Origin of the sequence: Nocardioides sp. 1609, from assembly GCF_004522105.1 — a bacterium.
In the GTDB taxonomy this organism is placed as follows: Bacteria; Actinomycetota; Actinomycetes; order Propionibacteriales; family Nocardioidaceae; genus Nocardioides.
This window is the reverse complement of the sequence record NZ_SPUJ01000005.1, coordinates 612035-632524: the sequence shown is the minus strand read 5'-3', so window position 1 is coordinate 632524 and position 20490 is coordinate 612035. Positions and strand designations below refer to the sequence as shown.

The 20490-nt window shown below is 72.0% G+C and carries 22 protein-coding genes; 11 read left to right on the top strand and 11 right to left on the bottom strand.

The window, feature by feature from the left end; all coding sequences use genetic code 11:
• Positions 1-27: 27 nt before the first annotated feature.
• Positions 28-1545, top strand: a complete 1518-nt coding sequence (locus E4623_RS16835) for a leucyl aminopeptidase (RefSeq protein WP_134767675.1) — start codon at positions 28-30, stop codon at positions 1543-1545.
• Here E4623_RS16835 and E4623_RS16830 read toward each other — a convergent pair.
• Positions 1542-1916, bottom strand: a complete 375-nt coding sequence (locus E4623_RS16830) for a hypothetical protein (RefSeq protein WP_245155128.1) — start codon at positions 1914-1916, stop codon at positions 1542-1544. The two genes, E4623_RS16835 and E4623_RS16830, sit on opposite strands and share 4 nt — an antisense overlap.
• Before the next feature lie 128 nt (positions 1917-2044).
• On the opposite strand from E4623_RS16830, the gene lpdA reads away from it, so the two are divergent.
• Positions 2045-3436 (top strand): dihydrolipoyl dehydrogenase, encoded by a 1392-nt coding sequence (gene lpdA / locus E4623_RS16825; protein WP_245155127.1) that lies wholly within the window; start codon positions 2045-2047, stop codon positions 3434-3436.
• Between the two features lie 26 nt (positions 3437-3462).
• The gene (gene sucB, locus E4623_RS16820) at positions 3463-5370 is read left to right on the top strand and encodes a 2-oxoglutarate dehydrogenase, E2 component, dihydrolipoamide succinyltransferase (RefSeq protein WP_134767673.1); all 1908 of its coding nucleotides are present in this window, start codon (positions 3463-3465) and stop codon (positions 5368-5370) included.
• Positions 5371-5521: 151 nt separating this feature from the next.
• Here the strand turns inward: sucB and E4623_RS16815 are convergent, their stop codons facing one another.
• Positions 5522-5980 carry a TerB family tellurite resistance protein gene (locus tag E4623_RS16815; RefSeq protein WP_134767672.1) on the bottom strand — a complete coding sequence of 153 codons (459 nt, stop codon included), beginning with the start codon at positions 5978-5980 and terminating at the stop codon, positions 5522-5524.
• Between the two features lie 62 nt (positions 5981-6042).
• Positions 6043-6897: a DUF6263 family protein gene (locus tag E4623_RS16810; RefSeq protein WP_134767671.1), complete on the bottom strand. Its 855-nt coding sequence runs from the start codon at positions 6895-6897 to the stop codon at positions 6043-6045.
• Positions 6898-6984: 87 nt separating this feature from the next.
• On the opposite strand from E4623_RS16810, the gene E4623_RS16805 reads away from it, so the two are divergent.
• On the top strand, positions 6985-7890 hold the full coding sequence (locus E4623_RS16805; RefSeq protein ID WP_134767670.1) for a TIGR01777 family oxidoreductase: 906 nt from the start codon (positions 6985-6987) through the stop codon (positions 7888-7890).
• Here E4623_RS16805 and E4623_RS16800 read toward each other — a convergent pair.
• A complete protein-coding gene (locus tag E4623_RS16800; protein WP_134767669.1) occupies positions 7871-8416 on the bottom strand; it encodes a hypothetical protein in 546 nt (181 codons plus the stop codon). The two genes, E4623_RS16805 and E4623_RS16800, sit on opposite strands and share 20 nt — an antisense overlap.
• Before the next feature lie 80 nt (positions 8417-8496).
• Here E4623_RS16800 and E4623_RS16795 point away from each other — a divergent pair, with 80 nt between their 5' ends.
• Positions 8497-9387 (top strand): alpha/beta hydrolase-fold protein, encoded by an 891-nt coding sequence (locus E4623_RS16795; protein ID WP_134767668.1) that lies wholly within the window; start codon positions 8497-8499, stop codon positions 9385-9387.
• 10 nt (positions 9388-9397) lie between these two features.
• Positions 9398-10126: a lipoyl(octanoyl) transferase LipB gene (gene lipB, locus E4623_RS16790; RefSeq protein ID WP_167736697.1), complete on the top strand. Its 729-nt coding sequence runs from the start codon at positions 9398-9400 to the stop codon at positions 10124-10126.
• Between the two features lie 14 nt (positions 10127-10140).
• Here lipB and E4623_RS16785 read toward each other — a convergent pair whose 3' ends face one another.
• From E4623_RS16785 to E4623_RS16775, 3 genes are read right to left on the bottom strand one after another with little or no spacing between them, the layout of a single operon-like run.
• The gene (locus tag E4623_RS16785; protein ID WP_134767667.1) at positions 10141-10422 is read right to left on the bottom strand and encodes a DUF3349 domain-containing protein; all 282 of its coding nucleotides are present in this window, start codon (positions 10420-10422) and stop codon (positions 10141-10143) included.
• Positions 10419-10724, bottom strand: a complete 306-nt coding sequence (locus tag E4623_RS16780) for a hypothetical protein (protein ID WP_134767666.1) — start codon at positions 10722-10724, stop codon at positions 10419-10421. The genes E4623_RS16785 and E4623_RS16780 overlap by 4 nt, the downstream gene beginning before the upstream one ends.
• A gap of 14 nt (positions 10725-10738) precedes the next feature.
• Positions 10739-11941 (bottom strand): inorganic phosphate transporter, encoded by a 1203-nt coding sequence (locus tag E4623_RS16775; RefSeq protein WP_134767665.1) that lies wholly within the window; start codon positions 11939-11941, stop codon positions 10739-10741.
• Positions 11942-12074: 133 nt separating this feature from the next.
• On the opposite strand from E4623_RS16775, the gene E4623_RS16770 reads away from it, so the two are divergent.
• The 4 genes from E4623_RS16770 to E4623_RS16755 all read left to right on the top strand — a co-directional run bounded on the left by E4623_RS16770 (position 12075) and on the right by E4623_RS16755 (position 15807).
• Positions 12075-13040, top strand: a complete 966-nt coding sequence (locus E4623_RS16770) for an ABC transporter ATP-binding protein (protein ID WP_245155126.1) — start codon at positions 12075-12077, stop codon at positions 13038-13040.
• The gene (locus E4623_RS16765; RefSeq protein ID WP_134767663.1) at positions 13037-14029 is read left to right on the top strand and encodes an ABC transporter permease subunit; all 993 of its coding nucleotides are present in this window, start codon (positions 13037-13039) and stop codon (positions 14027-14029) included. The genes E4623_RS16770 and E4623_RS16765 overlap by 4 nt, the downstream gene beginning before the upstream one ends.
• Before the next feature lie 64 nt (positions 14030-14093).
• Entirely contained in the window at positions 14094-15044 is a 951-nt protein-coding gene (gene lipA, locus E4623_RS16760) for a lipoyl synthase (protein ID WP_134767662.1), read from the top strand.
• A gap of 37 nt (positions 15045-15081) precedes the next feature.
• Positions 15082-15807: a DUF4191 domain-containing protein gene (locus E4623_RS16755; protein WP_209020716.1), complete on the top strand. Its 726-nt coding sequence runs from the start codon at positions 15082-15084 to the stop codon at positions 15805-15807.
• Positions 15808-15901: 94 nt separating this feature from the next.
• Here E4623_RS16755 and E4623_RS16750 read toward each other — a convergent pair whose 3' ends face one another.
• A complete protein-coding gene (locus E4623_RS16750) occupies positions 15902-16330 on the bottom strand; it encodes an RDD family protein (protein WP_134767661.1) in 429 nt (142 codons plus the stop codon).
• A 199-nt stretch (positions 16331-16529) separates the two neighbouring features.
• Between E4623_RS16750 and glnA the strand changes: the two genes are divergently transcribed.
• The gene (gene glnA / locus E4623_RS16745; RefSeq protein ID WP_134767660.1) at positions 16530-17954 is read left to right on the top strand and encodes a type I glutamate--ammonia ligase; all 1425 of its coding nucleotides are present in this window, start codon (positions 16530-16532) and stop codon (positions 17952-17954) included.
• A gap of 396 nt (positions 17955-18350) precedes the next feature.
• On the opposite strand, the gene E4623_RS16740 is transcribed toward glnA, so the two are convergent.
• The 3 genes from E4623_RS16740 to E4623_RS16730 all read right to left on the bottom strand — a co-directional run bounded on the left by E4623_RS16740 (position 18351) and on the right by E4623_RS16730 (position 20333).
• Positions 18351-18926 (bottom strand): hypothetical protein, encoded by a 576-nt coding sequence (locus E4623_RS16740; RefSeq protein ID WP_134767659.1) that lies wholly within the window; start codon positions 18924-18926, stop codon positions 18351-18353.
• Positions 18927-19080: 154 nt separating this feature from the next.
• The gene (locus tag E4623_RS16735; RefSeq protein ID WP_134767658.1) at positions 19081-19794 is read right to left on the bottom strand and encodes a hypothetical protein; all 714 of its coding nucleotides are present in this window, start codon (positions 19792-19794) and stop codon (positions 19081-19083) included.
• A 149-nt stretch (positions 19795-19943) separates the two neighbouring features.
• Positions 19944-20333 carry an OsmC family protein gene (locus E4623_RS16730; RefSeq protein ID WP_134767657.1) on the bottom strand — a complete coding sequence of 130 codons (390 nt, stop codon included), beginning with the start codon at positions 20331-20333 and terminating at the stop codon, positions 19944-19946.
• Positions 20334-20490 lie beyond the last annotated feature (157 nt).

Below are 20490 nucleotides of genomic sequence, written 5' to 3'. Positions count from 1 at the left end.
GCGGGCTGCGCGGCGTACTCTGCGGCGGTGACGACGTACACCCTGCGCAGCGCCAGCCCCGCCAAGACCCGTGCCGACGCCGTGGTGGTGGGGGTCCTCAGCGGGGACTCCCGTCCCAGCCTCGCCCCCGGTGGTGAGGACGTCCTCGACGCCTACGGACGCCGCCTGGCCCCGCTGCTGGCCTCGCTGGGTGTCACCGGCAAGGCCGGCGAGGTCGTGAAGGTCCCGACGTCGAAGGCGATCGCGTCGCCGATCCTCGTCCTGGTCGGCCTCGGCCCCGCGGTGACCACGACCGCCGTCCGGCGCGGCGCCGGTGCCGCCGCCCGCGCCGTCACCAACGCCGCCTCGGTCGCGGTCGCGCTGCCCGCCGACTCCCCCGACCTCGTCCGCGCCGCCACCGAGGGCTACCTGCTCGGCGGCTACACCTTCACCGCCTACAAGAAGCAGTCGTCGGCCAGCAGCCGACCGGGCGAGGTCGTCGTCCTCAGCCCCGCCTCGCGCAAGAAGGACGTCGCCGCCGCGTTCGAGGAGGCCCAGGTCCTGGCCCGCGCCGTCGCCGGCGTCCGCGACTGGGTCAACACCCCGCCCAACGACCTCCGCCCGCCGTCCTTCGCCGACGCGGTCGTCGCCGCCAACAAGGCCCGCGGGCGCGGCGCCGGGAAGATCACCGTCAAGGTCCTCGACGAGGAGCAGCTCGCCGAGCTCGGCTGCGGCGGCATCCTGTCGGTCGGCGCGGCCTCCGACGCGCCTCCCCGCCTGGTCGAGCTCACCTACGCCCCGCAGGGGGCCACGACGCACCTCGCCCTCGTCGGCAAGGGCATCACCTTCGACACCGGCGGCCTCTCGATCAAGCCGGCCGCCAACATGCACGAGATGAAGTCCGACATGGCCGGCGCCGCCGCGGTCGTGCAGGCGACGTTCGCGATCGCCGACCTCGGGCTGCCGATCAGGGTGACCACCTACGCCTCGCTCGCCGAGAACATGCTCGGCGGGTCGGCCACCCGGCCCGGCGACGTCGTCACGATGTACGGCGGCACGACCGTCGAGGTCCTCAACACCGACGCCGAGGGCCGGATGGTCCTGGGCGACGCGCTCGTGATGGCGACCGAGAAGGAGCCGGACGTGATGCTCGACGTCGCGACCCTCACCGGGCACATGGTCGTCGCGCTCGGCGACCGGGTCGGCGGCGTCCTCGGCGACGACGACGTGGTGGCCGCCGTCCTGGCCGCCGCGACGGTGGCCGGCGAGGACCACTGGCCGATGCCGATCCCGGAGTTCATGGACGAGCGGATCCACTCCAGCCGGATCGCCGACCTCGCCCAGCACGACTGGATCCGCTGGGGCGGCGGGCTGTACGCCGCGGCGTTCTTGCGCGAGTTCACCGGCGGCCTGCCGTGGGCGCACCTCGACATCGCCGGGCCGGCGTACAACTCCGGCGGCCCGACCGGCCACCTCACCAGCGGCGGCACCGGTGTCGCGGTCACGACCCTGGTCGAGTACGCCCGGACGTTGTCCGAGCGGGGCCTCGAGGCCCGCACCCGCTAGAGGCCGCGCGCGCGCCGCTCGGCCTTGATCCGCGAGTTGTAGTCACGCATCCGCTGCGGGACGCCGACCACGGCGGCGTCGTAGGAGGGCACCTGGTGCTTGTTCGCGAAGTCGTGCGCCCAGGCGACCGAGGGCACCCGACGGCGGGTCCACTCCCCGTCGTGGGCCACCAGCAGCAACGTCACCTCGCTCACCGCGGTGCGCGGCTCGACGAAGCCCTCGACGCCGCGGCGGGCCTCGACGAACTCGTGGAGGTGCTGCTCGTCGACGCGGTCGGAGGCTCGGACGGTGGTGGAGCCGGTTCGTTCGCCGCCCGTGGGGCGGCTCATCCGCACGCGGGAGCCGCGGCGGAACCGGTCGAGGAAACCCATGTCCCCAGTCTGCCCTGCGCGGAGCGGTGATCGTGACAGAACCCGCGAGCTCCGTGTTCGCGGGTAGTGCAAGGATGGTCGCGACACGCGCCCGGCACACCCGGGCCGACCGGAGTGGAAGGACAAGAGTGGCCGACTTCGACGTACTCGTCCTCGGAGCGGGTTCGGGTGGATACGCCTGCGCCCTGCGAGCCGCACAGCTCGGCCTGTCGGTCGGGCTGGTCGAGAAGGACAAGGTCGGCGGCACCTGTCTGCACGTCGGCTGCATCCCCACGAAGGCGCTGCTGCACGCCGCCGAGGTCGCCGACAGCGCCCGCGAGTCCGAGCAGTTCGGGGTCCGCGCCACCTTCGACGGCATCGACATGCCCGGCGTGAACGCCTACAAGGACGGCGTCGTCTCGCGCCTCTTCAAGGGGCTCGCCGGCCTGATCAAGGGCCGCGGCATCACGGTGATCGAGGGTGCCGGCACGGTCACCGGCCCGCGCCAGGTCACGGTGGCCGGCGAGGTCCACACCGGCAAGCACCTCGTGCTCGCCTCCGGCTCCTACGCCCGCTCGCTGCCCGGCCTCGAGGTCGACGGCGAACGCGTGCTCACCTCCGAGCACGCGCTGCGTCTCGAGCGCGTCCCCGCCTCCGTCATCGTCCTGGGGGGCGGCGTCATCGGCTGCGAGTTCGCCAGCGTCTGGCGCAGCTTCGGCGCCGAGGTCACCATCGTCGAGGCCCTCCCGCGCCTGGTCGCCGTCGAGGACGAGGCGTCCTCGAAGGCCCTCGAGCGCGCCTTCCGCAAGCGCAAGATCGCCTTCCGCACCGGCACCCGCTTCCAGTCCGTCGAGCGCACCGACGGCGGCGTCGCCGTCACCGTCACCAGTGGCGACGACGGCGCGACCACCGACGTGCTCGAGGCCGAGCTGCTCCTGGTCGCGGTCGGCCGCGGACCCGCCACCGACGGCCTCGGCCTCGACGACCTGGGGGTGGAGATGGAGCGGGGCTTCGTCCTCACCGACGACCACTGCCGCACCAACGTCGAGGGCGTGTACGCCGTCGGCGACATCGTGCCCGGGCTCCAGCTGGCCCACCGCGGCTTCCAGCAGGGCATCTTCGTCGCCGAGCACATCGCCGGTCTCGCCCCGGTCCCGGTCGACGAGGCCGGCATCCCGCGCGTCACCTACTCCCACCCGGAGATCGCCTCGGTCGGCCTCGACGAGGCCGCCGCCCGCGCCACGTACGGCGACGACGGCATCGAGACCGTCACCTACGACCTCGGCGGCAACGGCAAGAGCCAGATCCTCAAGACCCAGGGGTTCGTGAAGCTCGTGCGTCGCACGGACGGCCCCGTCGTCGGCGTCCACCTCGTGGGCGACCGGGTCGGCGAGCTCATCGGCGAGGCCCAGCTGATCTACAACTGGGAGGCACACGCCGAGGACGTGGCCCCCCTGGTCCACGCCCACCCCACCCAGAACGAAGCTCTCGGCGAGGCCCACCTGGCCCTCGCCGGGAAGCCTCTGCACGCCCACTCCTGACCCATCCAGAGGAAGAGCAGCTAGCCATGGCCACCGAAGTCAACCTCCCGGCACTCGGGGAGTCCGTCACCGAAGGCACCGTCACCCGCTGGCTCAAGCAGGTCGGCGACACGGTCGCGGTCGACGAGCCCCTGCTGGAGGTCTCGACCGACAAGGTCGACACCGAGATCCCCTCCCCCGTGGCCGGCACGCTGCTGGAGATCAAGGCCCAGGAGGACGACACCGTCGAGGTCGGCGCGGTGCTCGCCGTGATCGGTGACGAGGGCGAGTCCGCCGGCGACGCCGACGAGTCCGCCGAGCCGGAGGCCCAGCCGAAGGACGAGGGCGAGGCCGAGAAGAAGGCCGAGCAGGAGGAGGAGATCGTCGAGGAGACGGGCGACCTGCCCGCCGGCGACGAGACCCCCGAGAAGGAGAAGCCCGCCGAGGACGAGCCGGCCGAGGAGAAGCCGGCCGCGTCCGGCGGCGGCGAGGCCACCTCGGTCACGCTGCCCGCACTGGGCGAGTCGGTCACCGAGGGCACCGTCACCCGCTGGTTGAAGGCCGTCGGCGACGACGTCGCCGTCGACGAGCCGCTGCTCGAGGTCTCCACCGACAAGGTCGACACCGAGATCCCCTCGCCGGTCGCCGGCACCCTGCTCGAGATCAAGGTCGAGGAGGACGAGACCGTCGAGGTCGGCGCCGAGCTGGCCGTCATCGGCGACCAGGGCGCCTCCGCCTCCGACGTCAGTGGCTCCGCGGAGCCCGAGGCCCAGCCGAAGGACGCCGGCGAGGCCGAGAAGAAGGCCGAGCAGGAGGAGGAGATCGTCGAGGAGAAGGGCGACCTCCCCGCCGGCGACGAGACCCCCGAGAAGGAGAAGGCGCCGGAGCCCGAGAAGGCCCCGGAGCCGAAGAAGCCGGAGCCGAGCGAGGAGCCCGTCTCCGCGCAGGAGCAGGCCCCGGCCCCGAGCGCGCAGTCCCCGTCGACCGGCGAGCCCGCGCAGGAGTCCTCCGACGGAGGCAGCTACGTCACGCCGCTGGTCCGCAAGCTCGCCGCCCAGCACAACGTCGACCTCGCCTCGGTCTCCGGCTCGGGCGTCGGCGGCCGGGTCCGCAAGCAGGACGTCCTCGACGCTGCAGCCGCCGCCAAGGAGGCTGCGGCCGCACCGGCTGCCGCCGCTCCCGCCGCGCCGGCCGCGTCGTCGTCCGCGCCGGCCGCGCAGGCGCCCTCGGTGACCCCGTCGCCGCTGCGCGGGACCACCGAGAAGATCAGCCGGCTGCGCAAGATCATCGCCGAGCGGATGGTCGACTCGCTACAGTCGGGCGCCCAGCTCACCCAGGTGGTCGAGGTCGACGTCACCAACGTCGCCCGCCTGCGCACCGCGAAGAAGGACGAGTTCCTCGCCCGGGAGGGCGTCAAGCTCTCCTACCTCCCGTTCTTCACCAAGGCGGCGGTCGACGCGCTCAAGCAGCACCCCAAGCTGAACGCGACGATCGACACCGACGAGGGCACGATCACCTACTACGACCGCGAGAACATCGCGTTCGCGGTCGACACCGAGAAGGGCCTGCTGACGCCGGTCGTCAAGGACGCCGGCGACCTCTCGATCGCCGGCCTGGCCAAGAAGATCGCCGATGTCGCCGGGCGCACCCGCGCCAACAAGATCGGCCCGGACGAGCTCGGCGGCGGCACGTTCACGATCACCAACCTCGGCAGCGTGGGCGCGTTGTGGGACACCCCGATCATCAACAAGCCGCAGGTCGCGATCATGGGCCCCGGTGCCGTGGTCAAGCGGGCCGTCGTCATCGACGACCCCAACCTCGGCGAGACGATCGCGGTGCGCCACATGGTCTACCTCGCGCTGACCTACGACCACCGCCTGGTCGACGGCGCCGACGCCGGCCGCTTCCTGCAGGACGTCAAGAGGCGCCTCGAGTCGGGCGTCTTCGAGGTCTGACCGGCCCGACCGCACGTGCAGAAGCCCCCGCCGCTCCTCGGAGCGGCGGGGGCTTCTGCGTCCGGAACGCCGTGGTGGCCCCGGACGTCGAGCAGAGAGCGTCAGCGAGCGCTAGCGGGCGTCGATCACGACCTCGCGAGCTCGGTCGTGATCAGAGCTCGAACTCCGAGGGGTCGATGCCGACGGCGTGGCAGGCCTCCCGGACGACGGCCTTCTCCTGGTCGTCGAAGGTGCCGTCGGCGCCGCCGATGATGATGCCGATCTGGATGACCGCGCGGGCCTCGGCCGGCTTCTTCTTGGTCTTCGAGATCACCTGCACGAGCTCGACCTTGCCGAGCTGGTAGTCGGCGGAGAGCTTCGAGCAGGCCTCGTCGAACTTGGCGCGCAGGCTCTCGGGCGGGAAGTTGCCGAGGGCCTCGTTGGTCGTGATGAGGCTGGAGACCTTCTGGCGCTCCGACTCGTCGATGCTGCCGTCGGCGGCGGCGACCAGGGCGCACATGGCCATGCTGGCGTCGCGGAACCCGCCGCTCTGCAGGTCGTTCTTCTTGGCGAGCAGCTGCTGCTGCATGCCTTCGGTGGACTGACGGAGCTTGGCCCAGAAGGACGGCATCGATGACCTCATTCGCGGTGTCGGGGTGGTCGGACCCTCATCGTGCCCGACCGCCCCAATACTCAGTCGACGGTGGTGCGCACCGTCATGTCGGTGCGGGTGCTGACGGTCTGCTCCTGGCCACCGGCCTCGACCCGGATGTCGGTCCGGCCGCTGGTGGTGATGTCGGTCGCGGTCAGGTTGCCGACGGTCCCGCGCATCGTGCCGGTCGAGGTGCCCTCGCCGGAGACGACCTCGAAGCCCTCCGCGTCCCCGGGCTCGAACTCCTGGGTGACCTCGACCTCGATGACGTACTGGTCGCCCTCGAGGGAGACCAGCTCGTAGGACGTCGTCTGCTGCACCTCGATGCCGTTCAGCTCGAGCGCGTTCGACGCCGTCCAGGTCGCTCCGGCCCCGAGCTCCTCGTCCGGGAAGGCGACGGTCAGGGACGACGCCTGGTCGGTGAGCTGCTCCATCGACTGGCGGATCGTGCTGGAGACACCGGCGGGGATGTCGATCTCGCTGTCGGTCACCTCGCCGGACGGCGTGAAGGTGGTCGAGCCGGTGACGCCGGTCAGCTCCGAGAGCGCGGCCTCGATGTCGGCGGCGGCGGGGTCGTCCTGATCGACGACGCGGGACTCGCCGTAGGTCGTGTCGACCCGGATCGCGTCGCCGTCGACGCTCACGACCTCGTTGGTGAGCGTCATCTCGATCGGCGGCACGTCGACGCTCTGACCCGCGTCGACGTCCTGGTCCAGGGTCATCACGGTCGACTCGGTGTGTCCGACCTCGACGTCGATGACCAGCCTCGCGCGCGGCTCGGCACCCTGCTCCTGGACCTCGACGACCGGCCGGTCGCCGGGCTCGGGGTCGTCGCCGCAGGCGGCGAGGACGGGGACCAGGGTGGCCAGGCAGAGGGCGGCGAGGGAGCGCTTCACGACCCGGTCCTACCCGGACCGCGGGTCGGTCACGCCTCTCCCTCCGGAGGGGGCGGGGCCACGGGGCCGTGTGCGAGGCTGGCCGGCATGTCGCTCACGGTCGTCCTCGCCGGCGGATCGGGTTTCCTCGGCGCCCACCTCAAGCGGGAGCTGGGTGCACGCGGGCACGAGGTCGTCACGCTGGTGCGCCGCGACACCAGCGCCCCGGAGGAGTCGACCTGGGACCCGTACGCCGGCACGCTCGACCGCACCCTGGTGCGCAGCGCGGACGTCGTGGTGAACCTCGCCGGGAGCCCGACGCTGGGCAACCCGCACTCGAAGCGGTGGGCACGCGAGCTGCGCGCGAGCCGGGTGACGACGACCCGGCTGCTCGCCGAGACGATCGGGCAGGCGGCCAGTCCCCCGGCGTACCTGGCCGGCAACGGGATCTCCTACTACGGCGACCACGGCGACCAGGTGCTGACCGAGGTCTCCGACACCCGCGGTCACGCGCTGCTCACCTCCGTGACGCGCGAGTGGCAGGCGGCGACCGAGCCCGCGGTGGCGGGAGGCTCGCGGGTCTGCGTGCTCCGGACGTCGCCGGTGATGGACCGCCGCGCCGCGCCGCTGCAGCCGCTGCGCCTGCTGACCATGGCCGGACTCGGCGGACGGCTGGGCAACGGCCGGCAGTACATGCCGATGTCGACGCTGCGTGACTGGGTCGGCGCCGTCGTCCACCTCGCCGAGCACCCGGACGCGTCCGGACCCTTCAACATCTGCCTGCCGCAGGCGCCGACGAACGCCGAGTTCACCAAGGCCCTGGGCCGGGCGCTGCACCGTCCGACCTTCGTGCCCGTGCCGGCCCCGGCCGTCAAGCTCGCCGGTCCGATGGCTCCCGAGCTCCTCGGCTCGCTGAACGTGCGGCCGGCCGCCCTCCTCGCCTCCGGGTTCGTCTTCGCCGACGCCGACGTCGAGGCCTGCCTCGCCACGGCGCTCACCGCGTCGGACGACTGACGACCGAGGCCACCCGCCACCCGGCGTCGCCGCCGGCGCGCAGGACGAGGCACCGCGTGCTGACCCGGTCGGCCGGGAGCTCGGTGCCGCCCGCCGCGACCCGGGCGAGCCGGTCGGTCACCTCGAGCACGAGGCGGCCCCGGTCCGAGGAGACCACCTCCAGCGCCAGCACCTGCGTGCTCATCTCGGTCACCCGGCGCCCGCGGTCGTTCCAAGCCTCGAGCATCGCGACGTCGCGCCGACCGGCCACCGACCGCGCCGTGTAGAGCCTGCCCAGCGCCGCGGTGTCGCCCGAGGTCCAGGCGACGGCCCGTGCCTCGTCCCAGGCGCGCAGCACCTCCCGGGGCGCGCTCCCCCCGGGCGGGCCGGTGGTTGCCGGCGGCGACTGGGCGACCGGCGGCGTCGGTGGCGGCTCTGACGGCCTCGGATCGTCGGCGAGGAGCGCGGCGCCGCACGCGACGCCCACGCCGCACAGCGCACCGAGCAGCACGGCGGTGAGCAGCGGCACCAGGACCCGGGTCGACATGCGCCCAGCCAACACCGAGGCGCCCTCGACCTGCCGAGGTTCTCCACAGCCTCGGGCCGAGACCGTGTCATCCTGTCGCGGTGCTGAGCCGTCGACGTCTGCTGACCGGAGGGGCCGCGGCCGGTCTGGCCGTCGCCGCCGGCGGTGCGCTCGGGGTCTACGAGGGCTGGCTCCCCGGCCGGGTCCTCGCCCAGGAGGCCCTCGGGCTCAACGGTGAGGACGGCGTCGTCCCCGACATCGACACCGGGCCGGTCGAGTCCGGGTCCTTCGTCTCGGACGCCCGGCTCGGGGCCACGGTCCGCTGGCACCTGCTGCGCCCACCGGGCAGCCAGACCTCCGACCTCCCCCTCGTCGTGGCCCTGCACGGCCTGGGCTGGAGCATCGACAGCTTCCTGCCCGGCGACCTCGGCGTCCCCGAGCTCCTGGCAGCCGCGGTCGCCGCCGGCGTGCCGCCGTTCGCGGTCGTCGTCCCCGACGGCGGCGACACCTACTGGCACGAGCGGCCCGACGGCGAGGACGCCGGTGCGATGGTCGTCGACGAGCTGCTGCCCCTGATGGCCGAGCGCGGGCTGCGCGCCACCGCGACGGACCGGATCGGTCTCCTGGGCTGGTCGATGGGCGGGTACGGCGCGCTGCGGCTCGGCGGGCTGCTGGGCGCCGAGCGGGTGGCGGCCGTCGCCGTCGCGGGGCCGGCGTTGTGGTCCGACGCCGACGAGGCGAGCACGTCCGGGTTCGAGGACGCCGCGGAGTACCGCGAGTTCACGGTCTTCGGCCGCCAGGGTGACCTGGACGGGATCAGGGTCAGCATCGACTGCGGGACCGGCGACCCGTTCTACCGCTCCGTCGAGGACTACGTCGACGGCTTCCCCGACGGCGCCGACGTGCGCAGCTCCTTCGAGCCCGGCGCGCACGACCGCGGGTACTGGCGCCGGGTGATGCCGGCCCAGCTGGAGCTCCTGGGCCGGGCGTAGGCTCGAGCGCGTGACCGACCTGACCTTCCGTGTCGCCGGGCTGGGCCCCGACGCTCTCGACTACCTCGCGGCGTGGGACCTCCAGCGCGAGGTGCACGCCGACGTCGTCGCCGGCGCGGCCGGCACGGTCCTGCTGCTCGAGCACCCGCCCGTCTACACCGCCGGCAAGCGCACCGAGCCGCACGAGCGGCCCGCCGATCCCGGCGGTGCCGCCGTCGTCGACGTCGACCGCGGCGGCAAGATCACCTTCCACGGCCCCGGGCAGCTCGTCGGCTACCCGATCGTCCGGCTGCCCGACCACGTGAAGGTCGTCGACTACGTCCGCCGCGTCGAGGAGGCCCTGATCGCGGTCTGCCGCGACCTGGGCGTCGAGACCGCCCGCGTGCCCGGTCGCAGCGGCGTCTGGCTGCGTGCCGGGCAGGGCCGTCCGGAGCGCAAGGTCGCCGCGATCGGGATCCGGGTCAGCCGCGGCGTCACGATGCACGGATTCTCGCTGAACTGCGACGTGGACCTCGGCTGGTACGACCGCTTCGTGCCGTGCGGCATCGCCGACGCCGGGGTCACCACGCTGTCGATCGAGACCGGCCGACGGGTCACCGTCGCCGACGTCCTCCCCGGTGTCGAGGCGCACCTGCGCCACTACCTCGCCTGGGAGCCGTACGCCGCGACGCCCGACTACGACCCGCGTCCCGAGCCGGGGCGGACGCCACGCATCGAGCTGGTCCGCCCGGGCGTCTGACGCCGCGGCCCCGGTCAGTCCTGGGGGAACCCGCGGAACGCGAGGTGCTCGCGCACCCGGTCGACGTCGGCGGCCGAGGGCAGCCCGTCGGTGACCTTGGAGATCGACACCGCGATGTCGGCGTGGTCGTGCGGCGCGAGGCCGGCCTCCTCGAGCTCACGGGCGATCTCGGCGACCTCCTCGTCGCTCAGCCGGCGCCGCAGCAGGGCGAGCAGCGGGACGTAGTCCTGGGCCGGCACCCCGGCCGGGTAGCCCTCGCGCAGCCAGGCCACGACCCTGCTCAGCGGGCCCGTCACTTGTCGACCAACGACGGGACGACGTGGTCGAAGCTGACTTCCTTGCCGAAGCCGGACGCCACGACGATCGTGATGCCGAGCGCGACGCCGGCGAGCACGACCGCGAAGCAGACCGCCGCCCCGAGGCGCCCGACGGGGTGGGGCGGCGCGTGACCGGCGTCGACGGTCTCGGCGGCTCCCCCGGCGCCGTACGCGAGCGAGCGGATGCCGAGGGCGAAGACGGCCGGCAGCCCGGCTCCGAGGAGGAGGCCGATCAGCAGGACCTGCCAGGCGCCCTCGAGGGCGAATCCGATGTTCTCCATGTCGGTGCTCCTTCTCAGACCTTCGCCTGGGTGGGCATGCCGTCCCAGTCGGCGTTGACGTTGTCGTGGTCGACCGGCTCGCGCCGTGACCGGACGTACATGGCGCCGGACGCGGCGACCAGGACCACGAAGACGACGACCGCCCCCGGGAGACCGCCCACGAGGTCGGCGGCGTACCAGGCGATCGCGCCGACGACGGCGGCCATCGGCAGCGTGACGAGCCAGGCCAGCGCCATCCGGCCCGCCACGCCCCACCGGACCTCGGCGCCCTTCTTGCCGACGCCGGTGCCGAGGATCGACCCGGTGGCGACGTGGGTGGTCGACAGGGCGAACCCCAGGTGGCTCGAGGTCAGGATGACGGCGGCCGAGGAGCTCTCGGCCGCCATGCCCTGGGGCGAGGAGATCTCGACCAGGCCCTTGCCCAGCGTCCGGATGATCCGCCAGCCGCCGAGGTAGGTGCCGAGCGCGATCGCGACCGCGCACGAGACCTTCACCCACAGCGGGATGCTGGTGGTGTCGCTCCACTCGCCGCTGGCGAGCAGGGCGAGGGTGATCACGCCCATCGTCTTCTGGGCGTCGTTCGTGCCGTGGGCCAGCGACACGAGGGACGCCGAGCCGATCTGGCCCCAGCGGAAACCGCTCTCCCGGTAGCGCTCGGCCACCCCCTCGGTGATCCGGTGGATCAGCCAGGTGCCGACGGCGGCGACCGCGATCGCGATGACGGGCGAGAGCAGCGCGGGCAGGATCACCTTGCCGACGACGCCGTCCAGCTTGGTGCCGTCGCCGGCCCAGTTCACGCCGTTGAACCCGAGCCCGGCGATCGTGGCGCCGACCAGACCGCCGAACAGCGCGTGCGAGGAGCTCGACGGCAGTCCGAGCAGCCACGTCGCGAGGTTCCACAGGATCCCGCCGACGAGCCCGGCCAGCACGATGACCAGCAGCGCCTCGCCGCCGTCGGCGAGGAACTCCGGGCGCGGGGCCCCGTCGCTGTCCTGGATCTTGATGACGGCGTTGGTGACGGTGAGGGCGACCTCGACCGACAGGAAGGCGCCGACGAGGTTGAGCGACGCCGACAGGGCGACGGCCACCTTCGGGCGCAGGGCACCGGTCGCGATGGAGGTCGCCATCGCGTTGCCGGTGTCGTGGAAGCCGTTGGTGAAGTCGAAGGCCAGGGCCGTGACGACGACCAGGCCGAGGATCACGAGTTCCGGGGTCACCTCGCCAATGTGCTCCTCCGCACGAGCAACCGGAAGACCACCGGCGCGGTGTTCAACCGTCGTTCACCTCGCGTGGTCTGATGGCGCGCCACGCCATGCCATGCCATGCCACGCCACGACCGGAGGAGGCACCGTGACCGACCTGGTCATCGAAGCAGCGGGACTGCGCAAGGAGTTTCGCGGACGACGCGGCCTCCGCGTCGCGGTGGAGAACCTGGACCTCGCGGTGCCCGGAGGCGGCGTCCACGGTTTCCTCGGACCCAACGGGTCCGGCAAGACCACGACGATCCGGATGCTGCTCGGGCTGGCCCGCGCCACGCGCGGGGAGATGCGGCTCTTCGGCCAGCCGGTCCCCGAGAGCCTGCCGGCCGTCATCGACCGGGTCGGCGCCGTGGTCGAGTCGCCCAAGTTCTCCCCCCACTTCACCGGCCGGCAGAACCTGCTGCTGCTCTCACGCAGCATCGGCGCTCCCGACACGCGCGTCGACGCCGCGATCGAGACCGTCGGCCTGACCGGGCGCGACGGCGACCGGTTCAAGTCCTACTCCCTCGGCATGAAGCAGCGCCTCGCGATCGCCGCGACCCTCCTGAAGGACCCGCAGCTGCTCATCCTCGACGAGCCGACGAACGGCCTCGACCCGGCGGGCATCCGCGAGATCCGCGACACCATCCGCGACCTCGGCGAGCGCGGCGTCACCGTGCTGCTGAGCTCCCACATCCTCGCCGAGGTCCAGCAGGTCTGCACGTCGGCCACGATCATCGGCAACGGCCGGCTCCTCGCCTCGGGGCGCGTCGAGGACCTCCTCGACACCGGCGCCGCGGCGTACGCCGTCGAGGTCGCCGACCCCGACGCCGCCACCCGGCTGCTCACCGGCGCCGGTCTCACCGTCGCCGCGACCACCACCGGCCTGCGCGTCGAGTCCGACGACCCCGCCGCGATCACCCGGACCCTCGGCGAGGCCGGCGTCTGGTTGTCCGCGCTGACCCCGCTGCGCCGCGACCTCGAGTCGGTGTTCCTCGAGCTCACCGCCGCCGACACGCTCGGCCACGAGCACCACGCCGGCGCCGACGACCTCGGCCGGAAGGGCGGTGCCGCATGACGGGCCTGCTGCGGGTCGAGCTGACCCGCCTGCGGTGGCGGCGCGCCGTCCTCGTGCTCGTCGGTGCCGCCGTCCTCATCCCGCTCGTGATCCTCGGCGTCCGCACCTACGACACCCGCCCCGTCGGCGACGACGACCGGGCTGCTGCGCAGCAGCAGGTCGACGCCGAGCTGGCCTACATCGAGCAGGGCATCGCCGACTGCGAGCAGGACCCGCGCGCGTACGGCGTCGACCCCGCCCGCGCCGAGCGGCAGTGCGCGCGCCAGTTCGGCTACGAGCCGCGGGTCGAGGACTTCCTGTACCGCGAGCAGCTCGTCGTCGCTCGCGAGCGGTCGAACAGCGCCCTGGCGGTGGTGGCGATCGTGGCCGCGCTGATGCTGCTCGCCGGGACGACGTACGTCGGGCACGACTGGAACTCCGGCTCCATGAGCAACCAGCTGCTGTTCGAGCCGCGGCGGCTGCGGGTGTGGCTGGCCAAGGCCGTCGCGGTCGCGCTGCTGGCGGCGTCGGTCGCGGTGGTGGGCCTCGTCGTCTTCTGGGGCGGGCTGATCCTGGTCGCGCAGAGCCGCGACCTCGATCCGTCCGGGCAGGTGGTCACCGACGTGGTGCAGCACGCCCTGCGGAGCACCCTGGTCATCACCGCGGCGTCGGTGTTCGGGTACGCGCTGACCACCCTGTCGCGCAGCACGGTGTTCACGATCGGCGTCCTGTTCGCGGTCTCGGTCGCCGGCGGCCTGGTCTTCGCCCTCCTGCCGGAGTCGGCGTTGAGGTACGAGCCGTCGACCAACGCCGTCGCCGTCGTCAACGGGCGCGCCGAGTACTGGGTCCAGCCGCCCGAGGCCTGCTACGGGCAGCGGGTGCCCGACGACCTCGACTGCGACGAGACCAAGGAGGTCAGCGTCCAGCACGGCACCGCGTACTACGCCGTCCTGATGCTGCTCGTCGGCGGCGCCTCCGCCGCGTCGTTCCGCCGCCGCGACATCACCTAGGGGGCTGCCCTCGCCGCCCGGGCCGGCCCCCGGGGGTGACCCACGGCGACGTAGGATCGACGGAGTGACGACCACTCCCACACCCCCCAGCACCGCCCCGAACGGCCGCAAGCTCCTGCGGCTCGAGGTCCGCAACGCCGAGACGCCGATCGAGCGCAAGCCGGAGTGGATCAAGACCCGGGCGAAGATGGGTCCGGAGTACAAGGCGCTGCAGTCGCTGGTCAAGGCCGAGGGCCTGCACACCGTGTGCCAGGAGGCCGGCTGCCCCAACATCTTCGAGTGCTGGGAGGACCGCGAGGCGACGTTCCTCATCGGCGGCGAGCAGTGCACCCGCCGCTGCGACTTCTGCCAGATCGACACCGGCAAGCCCGAGCCGCTCGACCGCGACGAGCCCCGTCGGGTCGCCGAGTCGGTGCAGAAGATGGAGCTGCGCTACGCCACCATCACCGGCGTCGCCCGTGACGACCTGCCCGACGGCGGCGCCTGGCTGTACGCCGAGACGGTGCGGATGATCCACGAGCTGAACCCCGGCATCGGTGTCGAGAACCTGATCCCCGACTTCAACGGCGACCCCGACCAGCTCCGCGAGGTGTTCGAGTCGCGCCCCGAGGTGCTGGCCCACAACGTCGAGACGGTCCCGCGCATCTTCAAGCGGATCCGCCCGGCGTTCCGCTACGAGCGCTCGCTCGACGTCATCACCGCCGCCCGCGACTTCGGCCTGGTCACCAAGTCCAACCTGATCCTCGGCATGGGCGAGACCCGCGACGAGGTCTCGCAGGCGCTGCGCGACCTGCACGCCGCCGGCTGCGAGATCATCACGATCACCCAGTACCTGCGCCCCTCGGTGCGGCACCACCCGGTCGAGCGGTGGGTCAAGCCCGAGGAGTTCGTCGAGCTCAAGGACGAGGCCGACGAGATCGGTTTCTCCGGCGCCCTGTCCGGCCCGCTCGTCCGTTCGTCCTACCGCGCCGGTCGCCTGTACCGTCAGGCGATGGACGCGCGGGCGTCCGTCTGACCACTGACCCTTCGGGACGAGCGAGGCACGGCAACACATGGCACGGACGAAGAAGCCCCGGGAGACCGACCCCACCAAGATGAGCCGCCGCGGGCAGCTCGTCGAGACCTACAAGATGACCCGTGAGGTCGACACCAGGATCGGCCTCTGGATGGCCGGGGCGTTCCTCCTCTTCGGCGCCGCCGGGTTCGGACTGTTCTGGATCCTCCCCCCGAGCAACGGCACCTTCAGCCTCGTCATGGCGATCATCGGCGGCCTGCTGTTCGGCCTGCTCGGCATGATGGTCGTCTTCAGCCGCCGTGCCCAGCGCGCGGCGTTCAACCGGCTCGAGGGTCAGCTCGGCGCCGCCGCCCGGGCGCTCACGCTGCTGCGCCGCGGCTGGAAGACCGACGAGATGGTCGGCTTCACCAAGCAGCAGGACATGGTCCACCGCGTCGTCGGCCCTCCCGGCATCGTCCTGGTCGGCGAGGGCAACCCCCACCGGCTCAAGACCCTGCTCGCCAGCGAGCGGCGCAAGCACGAGCGGGTCGCGTCGGAGACGCCGATCCACGAGGTCGTCGTCGGCAGCGGCGAAGGTCAGGTGCCGCTGTCCAAGCTGGTGCGCCACGTCCAGAAGCTCGGCCGCAAGGTGAAGCCCGCCGAGATCACCGACATCCTCAACCGGCTCAAGGCCCTCGACGCCCAGCGTCCCAAGATCCCGCTCCCCCGCGGTCCGATGCCGACGTCCATGAAGGGCATGCGCGGCAACATGCGCGGACGCTGAGCAACATCGCGAGCCTTCGAGCGCGCACCTCGCCCGAAGGTGGTCGAGCACGGCGCGTCGAGACCTCGGGGCCGACCTCGGGCAACCCGTCGGTCTAGCGGCGTGCGGCGGCGACGAGCGACCGGAACACGTCGGTCCGGACCGTCGCGGTGCCGGCGGCGAGGTCGTGCAGCCCGCGGCCGTCGGGCTTGAAGACCAGCGGCGGGACGACCAGCGCGACCAGCACCTGCCGCAGCAGCACGCGCAGCGGGTTGATCGGGCGCAGCCGGCCGTCGGCCGGGACCACGCGCAGGCCGGTCACGATCTTGCCGAAGGAGCCGGCGATCAGCCAGGTGAAGAGGGCCGACTGCACGACGTACACGGCGAGGGTGACGAACTGTGCGGGGCTGCCCGGCTCGAAGTAGGCGTCGCCGCCGATGAAGGCGATGACGACGAGCATGCAGACGAACCAGTCGACGAGCAGGGCGAGCGCCCGCCGCCCCCACGACGCGGTCTCGAACGTCGCGCCTGCGGTCCTCTCCACGGCGCCAGCGTAGGCGGCGCCCGGGCGACCGCGCGGACCACCCACCCCTCGGCCACCTGTTACACGGGCGAAATAGAACGGATACGGTCTGGAAACGACCGGTTCGGTACGGTCGGTCAGTGCCCGTGGCAACGTCGCGGCGGGGCTCTCCAACCAGAGATTCGCGCTGCGCCCGAGGGCTCGCAGCCAAGGAGGACGAATGTTCAGCAATGCCGAGGAGCTGCTCGCCTACGTCAGGAACGAGGGCGTCGCGATGGTCGACGTCCGGTTCTGTGACCTGCCGGGTGTCATGCAGCACTTCACCGTCCCGGTCTCGTCGTTCGACGAGAGCGTCTTCGAGGACGGCCTCAACTTCGACGGTTCCTCGATCCGTGGCTTCCAGGCCATCCACGAGTCCGACATGTCGCTGTTCCCGGACCCGACGACGGCCTACATCGACCCGTTCCGCACCGCCAAGACCCTGGTCGTGAACTTCTTCATCCACGACCCGCTGACCGGCGAGCCGTACTCGCGCGACCCGCGCAACATCGCCAAGAAGGCGATGGCCTACCTGTCGACCACCGGCGTCGGCGACACCGCGTACTTCGCCCCCGAGGCCGAGTTCTACGTGTTCGACAACGTGCGCTTCGAGACCAAGGCCAACGCCGGCTACTACGAGATCAACTCCTCGGCCGGCGCCTGGAACACCGGCGACGCGTTCGAGAACGACAACCGCGGCTACAAGGTCAAGTACAAGGGCGGCTACTTCCCCGTCGCCCCGACCGACCACTTCGGTGAGCTCCGCGACGAGATGACCATCGAGCTCGAGAACGCCGGCCTCCAGGTCGAGCGCGCCCACCACGAGGTCGGCACCGCCGGCCAGGCGGAGATCAACTACCGCTTCGACGAGCTGCTCAAGGCCGCCGACGACGTGATGAAGTTCAAGTACATCATCAAGAACGTCGCCTGGCGCAACGGCAAGACCGCGACCTTCATGCCCAAGCCGATCTTCGGCGACAACGGCTCCGGCATGCACGTGCACCAGTCGATCTGGAACAACGGCGACCCGCTGTTCTACGACGAGACCGGCTACGGCGGCCTGTCCGACATGGCCCGCTACTACATCGGCGGCATCCTCAAGCACGCCCCGTCGCTGCTGGCCTTCACCAACCCGACGGTGAACTCCTACCACCGCCTGGTGCCCGGCTTCGAGGCCCCGATCTCGCTGGTCTACTCGCAGCGCAACCGCTCGGCCTGCGTCCGGATCCCGATCACCGGGTCCAACCCCAAGGCCAAGCGCATCGAGTTCCGCTGCCCCGACCCGTCGGCGAACCCGTACCTCGCCTTCTCGGCGCTGCTGCTCGCCGGCCTCGACGGCATCAAGAACAAGATCGAGCCGGCCGCGCCGATCGATAAGGACATCTACGAGCTCCCGCCGGACGAGATGGCCGACATCGACCAGGTCCCGACCTCGCTGAACGCCGTCCTCGACTCGCTCGAGGCCGACCACGAGTTCCTGACGGCCGGCAACGTCTTCACGCCCGACCTGATCGAGACCTGGATCGACTTCAAGCGCACCCAGGAGATCCTCCCGGTCCAGATGCGCCCGCACCCGCACGAGTTCGAGCTGTACTACGACATCTGACCCGGCCCTCGGGCACGGTCGGTCAGCTGCTCGGACGAGCACCAAGATTCTCCGCTGACCTGCGCAGACGCCGCCGGGCGACCTTCGGGTCGCTCGGCGGCGTTTGCCGTTTGTCGTTGTGAGGGGTCGGCCCGTGCCGAGTCTGGTGCGACCAGCACGTCATCCTCCACGGCACCAGTCGGGTCCGTCGACCACGCTGTGTCGAGGGCGCCGCCCAACACGTCCCGGCCCGGTTCGTCGTGCTGACGCCGTGCCCAGGAGGCGATCGCCGGAGACGAGTCGCGTCGATGCAGGGCCGCCCGCCACATCCCTCCCAGCCGCGGCCTTCGCCTACCGCCATCCATCCCGCTGAGCCCGGCGGGACCGACCGGAGAGATCCGGCGTGTCTGGCCACCTTCAGTCGGTGGAGGTGGTGCGTGTCGCCGACCTCTTCCGCGCGGCGGTCTTGGCCGGCGCCCGCTTCGCCGCGGTGGCCGCCGCCTTCTTGGTGGTCCGGGTGGCAGAGGACGTCGAGCTCGCTGTGCCTGTCTTCGTGCGGCCCGAGCGCCGGGCCGTGGGCGTGCCCGATCCCGCCTTCGTCGCGGATCCCCGGGGAGACGGCGCGGAACGGGCAGCGACGTCGGCGCTGGCTCGCAGGGCGGCGAGGGAGGCCTCGGCCTTCGCGACCTTGCGCTCGCGCTTGCGCTGCTCGTCGACGTGCTCGCCGAGCTCGTGCTCGACCTCGGCCAGGTCGTGCCGAGCTGCCCGCGCCAGCTTCTCGGCCTTCCTCGCCTGCTTGCGCAGTCGCTGCGCACGCTCGTCGGCGCGTTCCAGCTGCGCGGCGAGGCGACGGTGCTCGCGACTGGCCTCGTCGTGAGCGCCTGAGGCGCTCTCGAGTCGCGCCCGGGTCATCTCGACCACCGTGGTGGTCTGCTGCAGCTTCTCCGAGCGGCGCTTCGCCCGGTGCTCGAGGAGTTCAAGGTCGTCGGACACGATGCGTACCTCCGGCTGGTGGTGGACCTCTGAGTCTCCCGTCACGCTCTGGCCCGTGCCACGCCCCTGGGTGTGACCCGGACTCGCCGCCGAGGTGGGTCAGTGTCGCGTCACGGCGGACGTCGACAGGTGGTTGCACCGAAGCCGCAACGGCTCACCAGAAGCGGCTGACCACCTCGGCAGGCTTGCGCTGTCCGGCCTTCTGGAAGTTGACGATGATCGCTCGACCGCCGGTGCACTTGGGGTAGCGGCGGGTCATGCTCTCGGAGGCGCTGGTGACGACGCGCCCCTTGGCGCCGACGACGCGCTGGACAGCGGCAGGCCGCAGACCCTTCGTGACCTTCTTGAGCTCCTTCTTCGTCACGCATGCCTTGCGTCCATCTGCCTGCGGTTCGACCGACACCCGGCGCGCTCGGGGCCGGTCGGTCCCGCACGACGCCAGTGACGTCACCGGGACGACGACCTCGCGGGTGATGCCGACCCCTGAGCCGACCAGGATGTAGACGTAGGCGGCCTCTGCCATGGTGAGTCGAGCTACCGGACCGACCCGGCCGGGCTTGCCGGTGCTGTAGGTGTAGTCGCTGAGCTCGAACGACCTGCTGACCCTGGCCAGCCCGGCGCTGCCCGTGTGCTTGAGCTCGCCGTCACGGTAGTTGCGACCGTTCCAGTAGACCCGCACCGAGGCCTGTCCCCCCGCGAGCGGCTCGCGACAGGCCATCGACACACCCCCCTCCCAGGCGACGACCGCGTCGTACCCCGCGCGCGTCGAGCCGGACGGGGCCGCGCCTGCGGGCGACGACGTAGCAAGAGGGGACGCACAGAGAGCGGCGCTGAGCAGGACGGGCAGCACGAGTCGGAACAGACGCATGCTCGATTCCTACCATGCGCGTTCGGTCGGGAACCGCTGCGGTAGAGAGGCCACACGGGAACTGGGACTCGGCCGTTGGAGGCCCGAGGGTCAGCCAGCACCGACCACGAACTCCGGAGCGGTCTGTGGAGGGTGCCGAGCTCGGGCACCTAGACCGCCCTCTGTACCCGTGCACCAGCACGAACCGCCCGAGGGATCTCGGCCACGACGTCGACCACGGACGCGAGGCGGGCGAGGTCCTCGGCCGGCGCCGGCGAGTCGAGGGTGACTGCGTACCTGATGCCGGTCGAACGCCACTCGGAGTCGAACTCGCCGTCGGCCTCGACCACGATCCCGTCCACCTCGACACCGAGGCGCTCGGCCTCGCGATAGGTGTCGTTGAGGACGCAGAGGGCCACGGACAGGTGGAGCAGCTGGGCGCCGGTGCTCGCGGGACCGGCGACGACACCCTCCGCGGTCCAGGCGTGGTGCAGCACGATCCCTTCGCCAGCCCGCAGGGAACCGGCGGTCGCACACACGCCCAGGGGTGACAGGTCCATCCGCCGATTGTGCCAACGACAGAGCCGGTCAGGCTCGATCGACGACGAGGGAGGCGAACCCGTCGTCGCCGAGCGCACCGCACGGTGGCGAAAGGGGGGATCGCCAGGCCCTGAATATCGCCGTGGATCTGCGCGACCGTTGACCACGCACCACCCG

What these genes read in the sequence shown, in the direction of transcription:
- E4623_RS16800 (WP_134767669.1), bottom strand. Translation starts at nt 8,416, where the DNA reads ATGTCGACCCGGGTCCTGGTGCCGCTGCTCACCGCCGTGCTGCTCGGT.
- sucB (WP_134767673.1), top strand. Translation starts at nt 3,463, where the DNA reads ATGGCCACCGAAGTCAACCTCCCGGCACTCGGGGAGTCCGTCACCGAA.
- E4623_RS16815 (WP_134767672.1), bottom strand. Translation starts at nt 5,980, where the DNA reads ATGCCGTCCTTCTGGGCCAAGCTCCGTCAGTCCACCGAAGGCATGCAG.
- E4623_RS16780 (WP_134767666.1), bottom strand. Translation starts at nt 10,724, where the DNA reads ATGGAGAACATCGGATTCGCCCTCGAGGGCGCCTGGCAGGTCCTGCTG.
- E4623_RS16765 (WP_134767663.1), top strand. Translation starts at nt 13,037, where the DNA reads ATGACGGGCCTGCTGCGGGTCGAGCTGACCCGCCTGCGGTGGCGGCGC.
- E4623_RS16830 (WP_245155128.1), bottom strand. Translation starts at nt 1,916, where the DNA reads ATGGGTTTCCTCGACCGGTTCCGCCGCGGCTCCCGCGTGCGGATGAGC.
- E4623_RS16730 (WP_134767657.1), bottom strand. Translation starts at nt 20,333, where the DNA reads ATGGACCTGTCACCCCTGGGCGTGTGTGCGACCGCCGGTTCCCTGCGG.
- E4623_RS16735 (WP_134767658.1), bottom strand. Translation starts at nt 19,794, where the DNA reads ATGCGTCTGTTCCGACTCGTGCTGCCCGTCCTGCTCAGCGCCGCTCTC.
- glnA (WP_134767660.1), top strand. Translation starts at nt 16,530, where the DNA reads ATGTTCAGCAATGCCGAGGAGCTGCTCGCCTACGTCAGGAACGAGGGC.
- E4623_RS16755 (WP_209020716.1), top strand. Translation starts at nt 15,082, where the DNA reads ATGGCACGGACGAAGAAGCCCCGGGAGACCGACCCCACCAAGATGAGC.
- E4623_RS16805 (WP_134767670.1), top strand. Translation starts at nt 6,985, where the DNA reads ATGTCGCTCACGGTCGTCCTCGCCGGCGGATCGGGTTTCCTCGGCGCC.